Origin of the sequence: Nesterenkonia flava (assembly GCF_031432335.1) — a bacterium.
GTDB classification, from domain to species: domain Bacteria; phylum Actinomycetota; class Actinomycetes; order Actinomycetales; family Micrococcaceae; genus Nesterenkonia; species Nesterenkonia flava.
In genome coordinates this window covers 60859-75552 of sequence record NZ_JAVKGT010000001.1, presented here as the reverse complement: position 1 = coordinate 75552, position 14694 = coordinate 60859, and the positions used below count along the sequence as shown (strand labels likewise).

The following is a 14694-nucleotide window of genomic DNA, read 5'->3' as shown; positions in this document are numbered from 1 at the left end:
CTCACCGAGGAAGGAACCTCTCATGGAGTTTCTCGTCCGTTTCGAAACCCGCCTGCCGGAGTCGCTGAGCAGCGAGCAAGTTGCTGAGCTGAAGGCGGCCGAGCGTGAGCGCGCGGTGCAGCTGCGGCAGTCGGGGATTCTCAAGAAGCTCTGGCGCGTACCCGGCCGCCGTGCCACCGTAGGGCTGTGGGAGGCCGATGACGCCACGGTCCTGCACGAGGCGCTGGCGTCTCTACCCCAGTTCCCGTGGATGGACGTCGAGGTCGAGCCGCTGGCGACCCATCCGCAGGAGAAATAGGTCTGAAGTCGGCAGCACATCAGGTCAAGAGAGGGTCAACGATGAGCACCCAGCACGCTGGTCCGGCTGAGGAGCCGGCTGCCGTCCCCGGGAGGCTCAGGGGCACGGTGTCGGTGGTCACCGGTGCGTCCGGTGGACTCGGCCGGGGCATCGCAGATCGTCTCGCCGCAGAGGGCAGCGCCGTGGCCTGCCTGGACATTCGGGAGCCTGACGTTCCGTGGGGCGAGAACCAGCACTACTTCGGCTGCGATGTGACCGATGAAGACGCCATCGTTGAGGTGGTCGGCGCCATCGCCGACCGCCTCGGCGGCGTGGACATCCTGGTCAACAATGCGGGTCTGCTCTCGGGTCGAGGCAGTTATCTGGACGTGAGCGCACAGGAGATGCACCGGTACTTTGCGGTCAACGCGGTAGGTGCCCTCCTGATGGTGCAGGCCTGCCACGATCATCTGGTGCGCAGTCCGTGGCGGGGGCGGGTGATCAACATTGCCTCGCGCACGTTCTTCACCGGCAATGCCGGGCAACTGGCCTATATCGCCTCCAAGGGCGCGCTCACGGGCATGACCCGCGTTCTGGCGCACGAACTGGGAGCCGAAGGCGTGACGGTCAACGCCGTCATGCCTGCCCAGGTGGCCACCCCCGGCACCCGGGCACATTCCGGTGACGAGGTCTTCGCCGCCACCCGGGACAAGCAAGCTATCAAAGAATTCGTCACACCAGCCCACTTCGCCGGCATGGTGGCCTACCTCGCCTCACCCGACGGCGTCCTGGTCACCGGACAGACCATGGTCTGTGACGGCGGCGGGCTGATGAAATAGCACACACGCACACTAGGGAGAGCAGTCACCTCATGGCATCTGAGAAGAAATCTGTCGTCGTCTTCAGCGCGCACTCCGGAGACTTCGTCTGGCGGGCCGGCGGCGCGATCGCCACCGCAGCCCAGCGCGGAGACGACGTGCACGTGATCTGCCTGAGCTTCGGCGAGCGCGGAGAATCCCAGGGGCTCTGGCGCCAAGAGGGCATGACCATGGAGAAGGTGCTGCAGAAGCGCCGCGAAGAGGCGACCAATGCCGCGGAGATCCTGGGAGCGAGCACCGACTTCCTGGACCTGGGTGACTACCCGCTCCACGTGGATGACGAGGCCTTCAATCGCGTCGTGGACCTGCTGCGCGCCTACCAGCCGCACACCATCCTCACCCACGTCGCCAACGATCCCTACAACCGCGACCACAACATGGCTCACGAGACGCTGCTGCGGGCACGCATGGTGGCCCAGGCGATGGGCCATCAGACGGAGAACCCTCCGATCGGGGCGCCGCAGGTGCTCATGTTCGAACCCCATCAGCCCGAGATGTGCGGCTTCTCCGTGGACCTGCTGCTGGACATCACCGAGGTCTTCGACACCAAGCGCCGAGCCATGGAGTGCATGGGCGCTCAGAGCCATCTGATCGAGTACTACACCGACTTGGCGGTGCGTCGCGGAGTCCAGGCTGTGCGCAACGGCGGGCCCAAGTCCATCACTCACGCTGAGGCCCACGCTCGCCTGTTTCCCGTGGTGGGACGTGAGCTTGTATGAGCGGGCACAAGATCGTCCGCAGCGCCTCCATTCCCGGCCCCGACCCGGAGGCACTATCCACCTTCAGTCGTCTGGGCGTCTCCACGGTGCACGAGGCAATGGGCAAAAGCGGCCTCGTGGAGCCCGTTCTGCGTCCCATCTATCCTGGGGCGCGGATCGCCGGACGCGCGGTGACGGTCCTGAGTCATCCAGGCGACAACCTCATGATTCACGCGGTCATCGAGCAGTGCGGGGAGGGTGACGTGCTGGTGGTCACCACCACCTCGTCCTCGAGTGACGGCATGTTTGGGGACCTCTTCGCGACCGCGCTGAAGGCCCGGGGGACCCTCGGTCTGGTGATCAACGCCGGCGTCCGTGATGTCGCTGACCTCACGGAGATGGGTTTCCCCGCATGGTCGCGTGCTGTGCATTCCCAGGGCACCAATAAGCTGAATCCCGGATCCATCAACGTCCCCGTGCAGCTGCCCGGGGTCACGGTGCATCCGGGGGATGCCGTGGTGGCAGACGACGACGGCGTCGTCGTCGTTCCCCGCCGTCTGGCAACGGAGGTCGCGGAGAAAGCTCAGGCCCGTGCGGAGAATGAGGCACAGAAGAGAGAGCAGTTCAGTCAGGGCGTGCTGGGACTGGATCTCTACAATCTGCGCCCCAAGCTGGAAGAATTGAACATCAGATACGTCGATGCCGAGGAGGCGGACGCTTAAAGATGATGCCGGAGCCACTCGTACCGACGGAGCTGGAGGCGATTCGCCGTCGAGAACGTCGGGCCGCCGCTGTGGCGCGCACTGCGGCGCGAGTGGCCTCTGAGCGTTCCCTTCCGGCCACGCTGCGAGCCCTGGCCCATGAGATTCTCCAGGCGGACGGACTGGCCGGAGTCCAGGTGCTCACCAACGAGCATTCGGGAGACAAGCTCCATATGCTCGGCATCGCCGGTTTTCCCACCTCCCGAGGTCGATCCTTTTTTGCGAGGCTGAAGGAGTGCGAGCAGCGTGGCGCCGATCTGCGCATGATCGAGGCGCTGCACACCGGGGAACCGGTGATCATCCCGCACCGCTACCAGGCGATCATGAACGATCCTGCGTGGGAGCCACTGCACGATTATCACCGGTATCCGGAATGGGACGCCTTTGCCTCCGTGCCCATCAAAGTTCGACAGTCAACGATCGGGATCCTCAACGTCTTCGTGTCCCCGGGCAAGGAGATCGACCAGGAGGGCCTGGAGTTTCTGCTGGCCATGGCAGAGCAGGCGGGTCTGGCCATCGACTATGCGTCACTGCTGGAGCAGGAGCGCAGCGCCGCGCAGCGACAGGTTCGCCAGCAGCTGGCTCGCGACCTTCACGACTCGGTGGTTCAGCAGGTCTTTTCCATGGGCATGATCGTCCAGACGTTGAAGGTGCTCAGCCGCGGGGAGCACCCGCAGAGTCTCCAGCGCATCCAGGAGATCACCGAGGACCTCGAAGGGATCACGGGCTCGGTGCTGCAGGATCTGCGGGGACTCGTGGCCCAGTTGCGCCCCTCGGCCATCAGCGGGGTGGGGCTGCGTGAGGCGCTGAGGAAGCTGGAGGCCACCACGCACCGGCAGACCGGCGTCGTCTTCGATATGACCGTCGGGCCAGTCGCGGAGGAGCTCGCGGGTGAACTGGCCGAAGATATCTACCATGTCATTGCCGAATCGGTCCACAACGCTGTCAAGCACTCTTCCGCCGACCTGCTGACGATCAGTCTGGACCAGGCCGGTCTGGATGCCATCCAGATCTCCGTGCGGGACAACGGGCGTGAGCCCGATTCCGTGCCCAAGGGACGGGAGAACCCTTGGATCGAGGGCAATGGTCTGAGCTTCATGCGTCAACGCGTGGAGCGTTGGGGCGGGCAGCTGGATGTCACGCTCGACATCGGGGGAGTGGGCACGCTTGTGCGGGCTGAGTTCCCCTATCCGGGGGCCGACGGTGAGCCGGACACCGAGGCGGCGCATGGTTCGGCCGCGTCCGGCGCATAGGACAAACGTCGCAGGACAACTTCCGTCTATTACCCCATGGAGTGGGGCAAGTCACACCGTAGAGTGAATGTGAAGCAGATCACTCTCCAGTGCCCGGGACGCGTTCAGGGTATTGGAGCAGTCACACGTACCGAGGAGACACCACTTATGGCCAAGCCAGTAGCAGTCACCGCGCAGGAGAAGAAGGTCCTCGCCGGACTCGTTGAGAACATCGGCTACGAGGTGATGCCGTTCAAGACCGCGAAGGACAAGGTCGTGGCCGAGGTGCCCACCGAGGTTCCCCTGACGATCACGGCCACCGGAGGCAAGGGGCTGGAACCGACCCTGGACGCCGCTTTCTTCCTGCGGGACAAGGGTTACACCGTGGCCCCCCACGTCCCGGCCCGGCTGGTCCGCGGTCCGGAGGAGCTGGACCAGCTGGTCTCCCGCATGGAAGCCGCGAACATCGACCGAGTCTTCATCGTCGCCGGTGACGCCGAGAAGCCAGCAGGTGAGTTCAACAACGCGCTCGACCTGCTCAAGGCACTGGATGCGCGCGGCCACCACTTCTCCAACATCGGCATCGGAGGCTACCCGGAGGGGCACTCGCTGTTCCCCCAGAAAGACATCGACCAGGCCCTGCGGGACAAGGCTCCCTACGCCGACCGCGTCCTGACCCAGATCTGCTTCAGCGCAGACGCCTTCATGGACTGGGGCAAGCGGATCAAGGCTGAAGGCGTGGATCTTCCCGTCTACGTCGGCATGCCCGGACCGGTGAGCCGTCAGAAGCTGGCGCGCGTCTCAGCCGGACTGGGGCTGGGACAGTCGGCCAGCTTCCTGAAGAAGCAGCAGAACATGTTCTGGAAGTTCTTCTCGCCCTCGGGGTACAAGCCGACCAAGCTCATTCGCGGCCTCGTCCAGCATCTGGCCCAGGGCAACGCGGACACAGCCATCACTGGCTTCCACATCTTCACCTTCAACGACCTCGCCAACACTGAGGCGTGGCGGCGCGATCTCATCGCCCAGGCCTCATAGACCGCATCTTCAGGGATAAGGAGCACCACGTGGAGACTCACACTGCGCCCGCACCGCAGAATCCGACGACGACGTCGACCGCCGGCGATGCCAGCGCCGCACAGCAGCGGGAGAATACGGCGCGACTCATCGTCCAGGGCGTGGACCGCCCTGGACTGGTCGCAGCGATCACCAGCACCCTGGCTGAGGTGGGGGCGAACATCGCCTCCCTGGATCAGTACACCTCGGATCCGGAAGGCGGACGATTCTTCCAGCGCACCGTGTTCACGCTGCCTCAGCTCTCGGCTGTCCTGCCTCAGCTGGAGGCAAGACTGCACGAAGTGCTCGGCGAGTTCGATCTGAGCTGGAACCTGGTCGAGGCAAAGAAGCGCAAGCGGGTGGCCGTGTTCGCCTCGAAGTCCGATCACTGCCTCCTGGACCTGCTGTGGCGCCAGCGCCGAGGTGAGCTGCCCATCAATATCAGCATGGTGATCTCCAATCACCCCGATCTCAGCGATGACGTCAGGGCATTCGGCATTCCCTACTTCTACGTTCCGGTGGAGAAGGGCAAGCGTGAAGAGGCCGAGGCACGGCATTTGGAACTGCTGGAGGGAAATGTCGACCTCGTCGTGCTGGCCCGCTACATGCAGATCCTCACCGAGGGGTTCATCGACAACGTGGGCGTGCCCATCATCAACATCCACCACTCCTTCCTGCCGGCCTTCATCGGGGCTGCCCCGTACCGCAAAGCCAAGGAGAGGGGCGTCAAGCTCATCGGCGCCACGGCCCACTACGTCACCAAGGACCTCGACGAAGGCCCCATCATCGCCCAGGACGTCATCAGCGTGACGCATAAGGAGACTGCCTCGGATCTTCAGCGACGCGGCGCTGACGTGGAGCGTCGTGTCCTGTCCTCCGCAGTGGAGGCCCACTGTGAGGACCGGGTGCTGCGTGACGGCAACGCCACCATCGTCTTCTGATCCCCGCACCAGTACAGAGAGAGGTACGAGGATGAGCGCACAGATACTCGACGGCCGAGCAACGGCCAAAGCCATCACCGAGGAGCTTCAGGCGGAGGTCGCAGACCTGACCGCGAAGGTCGGCCGCGCACCCGTTCTGGCCACCGTTCTGATCGGTGACGATCCGGCATCTCACACCTACGTGAAGATGAAGATCAACCGCTGTCGGCAGGTCGGCATTGAGCCCCGCAAGATTGAGCTGGACCACAGCACGACCACTGAAGAGGCCGTCGCCGCCGTGCGCCGCCTCAGCGAGGACGCAGAAGTTGACGGCATCCTGGTCCAGCATCCCGCCCCCCCGCAGGTGGACGAGGCGGCGGTGTTCGAGGCGATCGATCCCGCCAAAGATGTGGACGGTGTGACCAGCGGATCGCTGGCTTCCATGGCGTTCAACGAGGGCGGGTTCCGTTCCGCGACACCGGGCGGCATCATGCGCCTGTTCGAGCGCTACGGGATCGAGCTTGAGGGCAAGCACGCCGTCGTCGTCGGGCGCAGCCGGATTCTCGGCATCCCCATGGGCCTGCTCCTGCTGGGCCAGAACGCCACCGTGACCTACTGCCACTCACGCACGACCGATCTGGCCGATCACGTGGGCCGGGCCGACATCGTCGTGGCCGCCGCCGGACGCCCTGAGCTCATCAAGGGGGAGTGGCTGAAGGCAGGAGCCGTGGTTGCCGACGCCGGCTACGCGGACAACACCGGCGACGTCGAATTCGGCTCAGCCGCCGACCGTGCCCGGTGGATCACCCCGGTTCCGGGTGGCGTCGGTCCCATGACCATCGCCTGCCTGCTGGAGCAGACCGTTCAATCCTTCAAACAGCGCACCCGTCTCGCCTGAGAACCTCAACCCTCAGCGCCGAATTCAACGAGAGGAACATGATCATGTCGAATAAGTCCCTGCAGGACGTCCTGGACGCCTCAGGTAACGTCGTCGAACACCTGCGCAATGTGCAGGTCGGCGCCTATGTCTACCCCGTGGTGGCATCGGAGTTCACCAACTGGCGCCGGGAGGTTCAGGCCTGGCGCGAATCCGCGGTGCTCTTCGACCAGAGCCACCACATGGATAACCTCTACATCAAGGGACCGGATGCGCTGAAGCTCATCTCGGACACCGCCATCAACTCCGTGGCGAACTTCCCGGTCAACAAGGCCAAGCAGTACGTGCCGGTGACCCCCTACGGTCACGTGATCGGTGACGGCATCCTCTTCCGCGAGGCCGAGGAGGAATTCGTCTACGTGGGTCGCAGCCCTGCTGCCAACTGGCTGATCTTCCACGCGGAGACCGGCGGCTACAACGTTGAGCTGACGGTGGACCGTCGATCTCCCTCGCGGCCCATGGGTAAGGCCGTCATCCGCCAGGAATGGCGTCTGCAGATCCAGGGGCCCAAGGCGTGGGACGTCATCGAGAAGGTGCACGGCGGCCCGCTGGAGAAGCTGAAGTTCTTCAACATGTCCACCATGAACGTCGGCGGCAAGCAGGTGCGCACCCTGCGTCACGGTATGGCCGGAGCCCCGGGCCTCGAACTCTGGGGTCCCTATGAGGACTACGACTTCATTCGCGAGACCATCATCGAGGCCGGTGCCGAGTTCGGCCTGGAGCCCGCTGGTGCCCGTGCCTACTCGTGCAACACGCTGGAGTCGGGCTGGATCCCCTCGCCCCTGCCTGCGATCTACTCCGGCGACAAGCTGGCCGACTACCGCAAGTGGCTCGGCGCCGACAGCTACGAGGCGAACTCCGCCATCGCCGGCTCCTACGTGCCTGAGAGCATCGAGGGGTACTACACCACGCCGTGGGAGCTCGGCTACGGATCGTTCATCAAGTACGACCACGACTTCATCGGCGCGGATGCCCTGAAGGAGATGGACCCCGAGGCGCAGCGGAAGAAGGTCACCCTGGCATGGAACGGCGACGACGTGGCCACCATTCACGCCTCGATGTACCAGAAGGACAAGCCCCCCTACAAGTTCTTCGACCTGCCCAACGCCAACTACGGCGCCTCCAACTTCGACTCCGTGATCGATGAGTCCGGCAAGGTGGTGGGCCTGTCGATGTTCACCGGATACAGCTGGAACGAGCGGCGCCCGCTGTCTCTGGCCATCGTGGATCCCAGTGTCGAGATCGGATCTCAGCTGAAGGTGGTCTGGGGCGAGCCCGACGGCGGCACCAAGAAGTCCTCGGTGGAGCCGCACCGCCAGTACGAGGTCTCCGTCGACGTCAGCCCGGTGCCCTACTCCGAGGTTGTTCGCCAGAGCTACACCGACGGCGGATGGCGCACTAAGGCGGAGTAGTCGCCTCTGAGCTATCTCGGTGGGCACCCGCGGTACCACATGTGTGGTCCCGCGGGTGCCCACCGTCCAATTGAGTGGGATATTCAGGGAGCGCTTCCGTGACCTGGAACACAATGGAACTGTCGTACATTCACGTCCACGAGGAGGTGGGCACCTATGCCCGCAGCAGGAACTAATGAACCAGTCGTGACCGGCTTGTTCATCGGCGGAGAAGAGATCCGCACGGACGACACGCTGACTGTCGTTGACCCAGCACGGCCTTCCCACGTGGTGGGCCATGCAGCGGCAGCGACCCCGGACCATGTGCACCAGGCGATCGCCGCCGCGAAGGATGCCTTCCTGCACTGGTCCGCGCTGAGCGCCCAGGAACGCGCTGAGGCGATGATCGCGGCCGTTGAAGGCATTGACGCGGACCGGGACACCGATGCGGCCATCCTCTCCCAGGAGAACGGCAAGCCCGTCATGGAGGCCTGGGTTGATGCGTTGGTCTTCGAGATCCGCTGGAGGCTGGCTGCCGGACTGGCGGATGAGGTTGATCAGGCGACTGTCCTGAGAACCGCCGATCAGATTCCGACCGAGACCACCGTGCGCTACAAGCCCCTAGGGGTGGCTACGGTCATCATTCCCTACAACTGGCCACTGGCTATTCTCGCCGCATCCCTGCCCCAGGCTCTGGTGGCGGGCAACACCGTCATCGTTAAGCCCCCGCCGTCCACGCCCCTGGCGACCACCCGGCTGGTGCAGCGTGTCGCGGAGAAGCTGCCCGCCGGTGTGCTCAACGTGGTCACTGGGCGCAACGAGGACGTGTCGGAGCTGATCACCAGCGAGGACGTCGCGAAGCTGACCTTCACCGGATCAGTGGGCGGCGGCAAGAAGATGCAGGAACTGGCCTCACAGGGCCTTACCCGCGTCACGCTGGAGCTCGGAGGAAACGACGCGGCCCTCATCCTGGAAGACGCCATCCTTGATGACAAACATCTGGACCGTCTCTACCATGCCATCTACGATACGACCGGCCAGATCTGCATGAATGCTAAGCGGATCTACGTTCACCGCTCCCGAATGGACGAGGTCGTACAAGGGCTCTCGGCACGGCTGGAGAAGGTTGTGCTGGGGCACGGCCTGGCACAGGACACCACGATGGGACCGCTGCATACCAAGGAGCAGAAGGAGTTCGTGGCTGATCTCATCGCTGAAGCACGGGAGTCCGGAGCTGAAGTCCTCGAGTTCGGTGAACTTCCGCAAGGTGAGTTCTCCGAGGGGCACTTCCTGCGACCGGCGATTGTGGTGGATCCTGATGAGTCGCTGCGGGTCGTGACCCAGGAGCAGTTCGGCCCGGTGGTCCCCATCATCCCGGTGGAGTCTGAGGATGAAGCCGTGCACAAGGCTAACGACAACTGGGCAGGACTGTGCGGCTCGGTGTGGTCAGCTGATGTGGAGAAGGCGCAGCGGATCGCACAGCGCATCGTGGCCGGCTACATCTGGGTCAACGACCACGGAGCCACGCGTTTGGACAACCGTGCTCCTTTCGGCGGTTTCAAGCAGTCAGGCTTCGGCCGCGAAATGGGAATCCAGGGAGTCCGTGCATTCCAGGACACCCAGTCGGTCGCCGTTCTTGATGAATCACTGGTGGTAGAGCACTAAGTATCACAAAAGATGGGGCGGGAGATGCTGTCTCCCGCCCCATCTTTTGTGTATTGTCTTCCAGTTATTACTGCAGCACGACAGAATCCAGGTCGATTTCCTCGTCGATAAACCCGTAGCCGACCATCAGCTCAACCATCGTACGCAGCTGCTCCACGCGGGGGTCGCTGTCGAACTGCTCCATGCGGACTCCTGAAGCGACGTCCTCCGGCATATCGAGGAATTCAGCGAGTGCTGCCGCGGTGCCTTCAGGGTCCTCCTCGGCGGAGGAGAGAACCTCGTCCATCGCGCTCTGGAACTGCTCGACCACCTCGGGGTTCTCCTCGGCGAAGCTGCCGGAGGTGAAGGTGATCATGGTCGGCAGGCCGGGAATGACCTCTTGGTTGGGGTGCCCCAGAAGCTCAAAGTCGTCCTCGGCCAGAGCCTGGCTCAGGAACGGCTCGGGCAGCCACGCGGCGTCGATGTTTCCGCGTTCCAGTTGTGCCGTCATGTCCGGGAAGTCGACTTCAGTGAGCCCGATGGCGTCGGGATCGCCGCCGTCCTGTGACACGGCCTCCATGATCGTCAGGTCGCCCTGTCCGTTGAGCACGTTAACAGCGACACTCTGGTTCTCCAGATCGCTCCAGGAGTCGATTCCCTCGCCGGCCCGCACCACCACTCCGTTGATATCGTCCCCTTCGGCGTAGGAGTGGGAGTAGCCGGTGAGGATGCGCATGTCCAGGCCCTGGTCCACGGCGACCAGAACGGAGAGCGCATTGCCGACGGCGAAGTCCATGTCTCCAGTCTGAACCGCCGGAAGCATGGCCGCAGCGCCCTGACCCGGAGTCAGCGTGACATCGAGCCCGTGCTCTTCGAAGATTCCTTGATCCAGGCCGTACTGGACGGCAGCCGATGGGGCGATGGACAGCACTCCCAAGTTGATCTCGGTGAGGCCGTTCTCCTCTCCTTCGGCACTGTTCCCGTCGTTTCCGCAGGCGGTCAGCGCCAGGGCCAGTGTGCCGGTCAGCGCGATGCCGCGCACGAGTCTGTTCTTCATGGTGCTCCCTCACTGGATGTAATGTGGATCACATTCAGTATCAGGCAGCCTGTATCTATAGTCAAGGGCTATTCGGCACAGAGAAGGCCCGGGGTGGGCAGAGTGTTAGCCTCTGCCTGCCCCGGGCCTGTCAAAGATAGTGCTACTCAGTGACGGTGTAGTCGCTGAAGAGCTCCTCGAGGTCGAGCTGTTCGTTGATGATGCCGGCCTTCTCCGAGATCTCGTTGATCTGCTGGAGGGAGTCCCGGTTCACCGCGGCGGGGTAGCGCGAGAGCGTCAGCTGCTCGATGACTTCTGGGTCGAGATCCGTGTAGGTGGGCAGAATCTCCCGCACAGCATCAGGGTTCTCGTCGGCATAGCGCTGGGACTCGGCGATGGCCCGCGTGAAGGCCTCCACCACTTCCGGGTTGTTCTCAAGGTAGTCGCCGGAGGTGAACCAGACGGCAACGGTGAGGTCCTCCACCGGATAGGCGTAGTTCGAGAAGATGGCACGTGCCTGGTCGTTGAGGATGAGCGTCTGGAACGGCTCGACCGCCGCGGCGGCGTCGACCGTGCCATTGCTCAGTGCCCCTGCCATATCGGGGAAGGGCATTTCGACGAACTCGATGGAGTCAGGATCACCGCCAGCCTGCTCAACCGCCTCGCTGATGGTGGAGTCAGAGATGTTGCTCAGGGTATTCACCGCAATGCTGGCGCCCTCCAGGTCGGCGATGTCCTGGATGTCTGAGTCCTCAGGCACGACGACGGCGGCGAAGTCCTCGTCCGGATCTCCCGTGGTTCCGCTTCCGCCCGCCAGGATTTCGATGTCCAGGCCCTGGGATTCGGCAATGACCAGTGAGGTGACGTTGCTGAAGCCGAAGTCCATGTCACCGCCTACGACGGCAGGAAGCAGGGCGGCGCCTCCTTGGGCCTGGGTGAGTGTGAGGTCCAGCCCCTCATCCTCGAAGAAGCCTTCCTGCTGGCCGAGGTAGATCGCGGCATTGTCGACGATCGGCAGGACGCCGACCTCGATGGGGACGAGTTCTCCGTCCTCAGCGGGAACGGGCCCGTCGCCGCCGCCGTCGCCGTTGCCGCACGCGGAGAGCGTCAGGGCAAGGGCGCCGGCGGCAGCCAGGGCAGCTTTGGGGATCCGGTGTGATCGTTGTGTCATGGGTACTCCTTCATTGTGGGTGAGCGAGTGGGGCGTTGACGACCGTCAGTGCCCGTAGTCGAAGAAGACGGTCTGGCTCTCGCCGGCGAGGTGAACATCGAAGCGCAGCCCACCGTCCTCGTCACGGTGGGCGAAGAGGCGGTGACGGTCCTCGGCGGACAGTCCGGATAGGGCGGGATCCTCTTCCACAGTCTGCCGGTGCTCGGGAAGGTAGATGCGTGTGAACAGGCGGTCGAGCAAGCCCCGGGCAAAAACTGTCATCAGGATGAAGGGTGCCTTGCCCTCGTCAGTGGCCCCGGGGTTCAGCGTGATGAACTGGTACTCGCCAGCGCGATTGACCTCGGCGCGGCCGAAACCGGTGAAGGTGTATCCATCGCGGTGCAGGGACCCAGTCTCCTGGGAGATGCGACCCTGGTCATCGGGCTGCCAGATCTCCAGGAGCGCATCTGGGACGGGAGTGCCCTCGGCATCGCGCACGGTCCCGTAGAGACGAACTGCGCGTGGGTCGGAGGGGCGAATGAGTTCCGGCCCGCCCTCAAAGGGGAGGGCGTAGCCGTAGAAGGGGCCGACGGTCTGCCCCGGAGTGGGCGGAAGTGCAGTGGTGCGCGTCATGATTAGTGATCCTCCTCGTCCTCGGTCCAGGTCCTTTGTGGTCCGCTGAGGACGATGTCCCAGCGGTAGCCGGTGGCCCACTCATGCTCGGAGACGGAGTGGTCATACTGTGCCACGAGCTGATCCCGGGCGCGCTGGTCCACGATGGACTGATAGATCGGGTCCAGTGCGAAGAGCGGGTCGCCCGGGAAGTACATCTGGGTCACCAGCCGCTGGGTGAACTCCGTGCCGAAGACGGAGAAATGGATGTGGGCCGGTCGCCAGGCGTTGTGGTGGTTCTTCCAGGGGTAGGGAGCGGGTTTGATCGTGGTGAACACATATTCGCCCTGTTCGTTGGTGAGTGTGCGTCCCACCCCGGTGAAGTTCGGGTCCAGCGGGGCAGGATGCTGGTCACCCTTGTGGATGTAGCGTCCTGCGGCATTGGCCTGCCAGATCTCCACCAGCTGGTTGCGGACGGGGCGTCCGTCACCGTCGAGCAGCCGTCCGGTGACGATGATGCGCTCACCCACGGGTTCACCGGAGTGCTGAATCGTGAGGTCCGCCTCGATGGGGTGAACGTCCCGGTGACCGAACGCCGGGCTGGTGAGTTCGATGGTCTCCGGATCCGCATGGTGGAGGTCCTTGGTGGGGTGGCGCAGAATGGAGCTGCGGTACGGAGGGAAATCCAGGCGCGTGCGATGCTCCTGCGCGCCGGAGGCCGATAGATTCTGCTGATACTCGCCGTGCAGAGCAGCGATCTCCTCAGAGATCTGCTGCTGCGTGCCTGCGGCGGCATCAGAGCTGACATTGGGTGTGCTCATGAGGCTGTCCTCTCAATGATGGAAATTCGTGGTGCGGTGTCGGCGTAGGAATACGGTCCTACCAGGTCTCATGCGGCCACCCCGTGTAGCTCTCTGCGAGATAGCGTCGTCCCGAACCCATGGAGGTGATCGCCTCCAGCTCTGCCGCCGCTCGGCGGTTGGAGAACTCGTCCTGGCCCGGGGGATTGTGCATGAGGGTGGTCAGCCAGTAGGAAAAGCTCTGCACACGCCACATTCGGCGAAGGGCTCGCTCCGAGTAGGACTCAAGGCCTTGGCTGCCGCCGCCGCGATAGAAGCTCTCGAGGCCCTCGTGCAGGATCTTCGCATCGTGCAGAGCCAGGTTCAGGCCCTTGGCGCCGGTAGGCGGAACGGTGTGAGCGGCGTCGCCGGCAAGGAAGAGCCGGCCGTGGCGCAGAGGTTCCCTCACATAGGAGCGGAAGGGAAGGACCGTCGTGGAGATGATGGGCCCGGTCTTCAGCGCGAAATCATCATCCCCGGCGAGGCGGGCGTGCATCTCGGACCAGATGCGATCCTCGCTCCATTCGTCGGCGTTCTCAGAGGGGTCGCACTGAAAGTACATGCGCTGCACGGTATCGCTACGCTGACTGACCAGCGCGAAGCCCTGCGGGGAGTGGGTATAGATCAGCTCATCAGCACTGGGGGGAGCCTCCACCAGGAAGCCGAACCACGCATAGGGGTAACTGTGTCGGTGCTCAGCGGCGGCCGGCATCAGCGTGCGTGCCACCGACCGGGATCCGTCGGCGCCAATGACAAAGTCGCACTCGACGCGAACCTCCTCGCCGTTTACCGTCCTGGCGTGAATGACCGGGCGCGTCTCCTGCAGGCCCTGAACATCGGACACCGTCGTCTCGTAGAGGACGGTGCCGCCGTCCCGTCGTCGCTGCTCGGCGAGGTCTGTGAACAGCTGATTCTGCGCGTAGAGACTCACGGTGGCACCCACCAGTTCCGTGAAGTCGAGATGATGGGAACGGCCGGAGAACCGAAGGTAAACGCCGCGGTGCTCGTGGCTGTTGGCCTCTACTGCGTGGGACAGGCCTGCTGTGCGCAGCAGCTCGACTGAGGCCTGCTCCAGGATCCCCGCCCGGTGGGTGGTGGCGATGGTCTCCTCGTCCCGGGCTTCGCAGACCACCGATTCCACGCCGGAGAGGTGCAGCAAATGCGACAGAAGCAAGCCCGCCGGACCGCCACCGATGATGCCCACCTGGGTGCTGTATGTGTGCATGGGATCACACTAGGAAGCTGTGAGGCCGCTGGGGGCGCGAG

Annotated in this window: 15 protein-coding genes; 10 read left to right on the top strand and 5 right to left on the bottom strand. The window is 64.0% G+C overall.

Annotated features, from left to right (window positions below; translation table 11 throughout):
* The first annotated feature begins 22 nt into the window (after positions 1–22).
* The 10 genes from RH857_RS00350 (at position 23) to RH857_RS00305 (ending at position 9812) form a co-directional block, all read left to right on the top strand.
* Positions 23–298 carry a muconolactone Delta-isomerase gene (locus RH857_RS00350; protein WP_310535984.1) on the top strand — a complete coding sequence of 92 codons (276 nt, stop codon included), beginning with the start codon at positions 23–25 and terminating at the stop codon, positions 296–298.
* Between the two features lie 41 nt (positions 299–339).
* Positions 340–1116: an SDR family NAD(P)-dependent oxidoreductase gene (locus RH857_RS00345; protein WP_310535983.1), complete on the top strand. Its 777-nt coding sequence runs from the start codon at positions 340–342 to the stop codon at positions 1114–1116.
* Positions 1117–1148: 32 nt separating this feature from the next.
* A complete protein-coding gene (locus tag RH857_RS00340) occupies positions 1149–1874 on the top strand; it encodes a PIG-L deacetylase family protein (RefSeq protein WP_310535982.1) in 726 nt (241 codons plus the stop codon).
* Entirely contained in the window at positions 1871–2575 is a 705-nt protein-coding gene (locus RH857_RS00335) for a 4-carboxy-4-hydroxy-2-oxoadipate aldolase/oxaloacetate decarboxylase (protein ID WP_310535981.1), read from the top strand. Before RH857_RS00340 ends, RH857_RS00335 begins: the two co-directional genes overlap by 4 nt.
* Positions 2576–2580: 5 nt before the next feature.
* Complete coding sequence (locus RH857_RS00330; RefSeq protein WP_310535980.1) at positions 2581–3867, top strand: GAF domain-containing sensor histidine kinase; 1287 nt, start codon at positions 2581–2583, stop codon at positions 3865–3867.
* A 147-nt stretch (positions 3868–4014) separates the two neighbouring features.
* The gene (locus RH857_RS00325; RefSeq protein ID WP_310535979.1) at positions 4015–4881 is read left to right on the top strand and encodes a methylenetetrahydrofolate reductase; all 867 of its coding nucleotides are present in this window, start codon (positions 4015–4017) and stop codon (positions 4879–4881) included.
* A 29-nt stretch (positions 4882–4910) separates the two neighbouring features.
* A complete protein-coding gene (gene purU / locus RH857_RS00320; protein ID WP_310535978.1) occupies positions 4911–5840 on the top strand; it encodes a formyltetrahydrofolate deformylase in 930 nt (309 codons plus the stop codon).
* 31 nt (positions 5841–5871) lie between these two features.
* On the top strand, positions 5872–6717 hold the full coding sequence (locus RH857_RS00315) for a bifunctional 5,10-methylenetetrahydrofolate dehydrogenase/5,10-methenyltetrahydrofolate cyclohydrolase (protein ID WP_310535977.1): 846 nt from the start codon (positions 5872–5874) through the stop codon (positions 6715–6717).
* A gap of 44 nt (positions 6718–6761) precedes the next feature.
* Positions 6762–8168 carry a vanillate/3-O-methylgallate O-demethylase gene (ligM, locus tag RH857_RS00310; RefSeq protein ID WP_310535976.1) on the top strand — a complete coding sequence of 469 codons (1407 nt, stop codon included), beginning with the start codon at positions 6762–6764 and terminating at the stop codon, positions 8166–8168.
* 156 nt (positions 8169–8324) lie between these two features.
* Positions 8325–9812: an aldehyde dehydrogenase family protein gene (locus RH857_RS00305; RefSeq protein ID WP_310535975.1), complete on the top strand. Its 1488-nt coding sequence runs from the start codon at positions 8325–8327 to the stop codon at positions 9810–9812.
* A 67-nt stretch (positions 9813–9879) separates the two neighbouring features.
* Here RH857_RS00305 and RH857_RS00300 read toward each other — a convergent pair whose 3' ends face one another.
* The 5 genes from RH857_RS00300 to RH857_RS00280 form a co-directional block, all read right to left on the bottom strand.
* Positions 9880–10848 (bottom strand): ABC transporter substrate-binding protein, encoded by a 969-nt coding sequence (locus RH857_RS00300; protein ID WP_310535974.1) that lies wholly within the window; start codon positions 10846–10848, stop codon positions 9880–9882.
* Between the two features lie 142 nt (positions 10849–10990).
* Positions 10991–11998: an ABC transporter substrate-binding protein gene (locus RH857_RS00295; protein WP_310535973.1), complete on the bottom strand. Its 1008-nt coding sequence runs from the start codon at positions 11996–11998 to the stop codon at positions 10991–10993.
* A gap of 45 nt (positions 11999–12043) precedes the next feature.
* Positions 12044–12610: a protocatechuate 3,4-dioxygenase subunit alpha gene (pcaG, locus tag RH857_RS00290; protein ID WP_310535972.1), complete on the bottom strand. Its 567-nt coding sequence runs from the start codon at positions 12608–12610 to the stop codon at positions 12044–12046.
* Positions 12611–12612: 2 nt separating this feature from the next.
* Positions 12613–13410, bottom strand: coding sequence for a protocatechuate 3,4-dioxygenase subunit beta (pcaH, locus tag RH857_RS00285; protein ID WP_310535971.1), 798 nt, complete (start codon positions 13408–13410; stop codon positions 12613–12615).
* A gap of 58 nt (positions 13411–13468) precedes the next feature.
* On the bottom strand, positions 13469–14653 hold the full coding sequence (locus RH857_RS00280; protein WP_310535970.1) for a 4-hydroxybenzoate 3-monooxygenase: 1185 nt from the start codon (positions 14651–14653) through the stop codon (positions 13469–13471).
* Positions 14654–14694 lie beyond the last annotated feature (41 nt).

What these genes read in the sequence shown, in the direction of transcription:
- RH857_RS00350 (WP_310535984.1), top strand. Translation starts at nt 23, where the DNA reads ATGGAGTTTCTCGTCCGTTTCGAAACCCGCCTGCCGGAGTCGCTGAGC.
- RH857_RS00345 (WP_310535983.1), top strand. Translation starts at nt 340, where the DNA reads ATGAGCACCCAGCACGCTGGTCCGGCTGAGGAGCCGGCTGCCGTCCCC.
- RH857_RS00340 (WP_310535982.1), top strand. Translation starts at nt 1,149, where the DNA reads ATGGCATCTGAGAAGAAATCTGTCGTCGTCTTCAGCGCGCACTCCGGA.
- RH857_RS00335 (WP_310535981.1), top strand. Translation starts at nt 1,871, where the DNA reads ATGAGCGGGCACAAGATCGTCCGCAGCGCCTCCATTCCCGGCCCCGAC.
- RH857_RS00330 (WP_310535980.1), top strand. Translation starts at nt 2,581, where the DNA reads ATGCCGGAGCCACTCGTACCGACGGAGCTGGAGGCGATTCGCCGTCGA.
- RH857_RS00325 (WP_310535979.1), top strand. Translation starts at nt 4,015, where the DNA reads ATGGCCAAGCCAGTAGCAGTCACCGCGCAGGAGAAGAAGGTCCTCGCC.
- RH857_RS00315 (WP_310535977.1), top strand. Translation starts at nt 5,872, where the DNA reads ATGAGCGCACAGATACTCGACGGCCGAGCAACGGCCAAAGCCATCACC.
- ligM (WP_310535976.1), top strand. Translation starts at nt 6,762, where the DNA reads ATGTCGAATAAGTCCCTGCAGGACGTCCTGGACGCCTCAGGTAACGTC.
- RH857_RS00305 (WP_310535975.1), top strand. Translation starts at nt 8,325, where the DNA reads ATGCCCGCAGCAGGAACTAATGAACCAGTCGTGACCGGCTTGTTCATC.
- RH857_RS00300 (WP_310535974.1), bottom strand. Translation starts at nt 10,848, where the DNA reads ATGAAGAACAGACTCGTGCGCGGCATCGCGCTGACCGGCACACTGGCC.
- RH857_RS00295 (WP_310535973.1), bottom strand. Translation starts at nt 11,998, where the DNA reads ATGACACAACGATCACACCGGATCCCCAAAGCTGCCCTGGCTGCCGCC.
- pcaG (WP_310535972.1), bottom strand. Translation starts at nt 12,610, where the DNA reads ATGACGCGCACCACTGCACTTCCGCCCACTCCGGGGCAGACCGTCGGC.
- pcaH (WP_310535971.1), bottom strand. Translation starts at nt 13,410, where the DNA reads ATGAGCACACCCAATGTCAGCTCTGATGCCGCCGCAGGCACGCAGCAG.
- RH857_RS00280 (WP_310535970.1), bottom strand. Translation starts at nt 14,653, where the DNA reads ATGCACACATACAGCACCCAGGTGGGCATCATCGGTGGCGGTCCGGCG.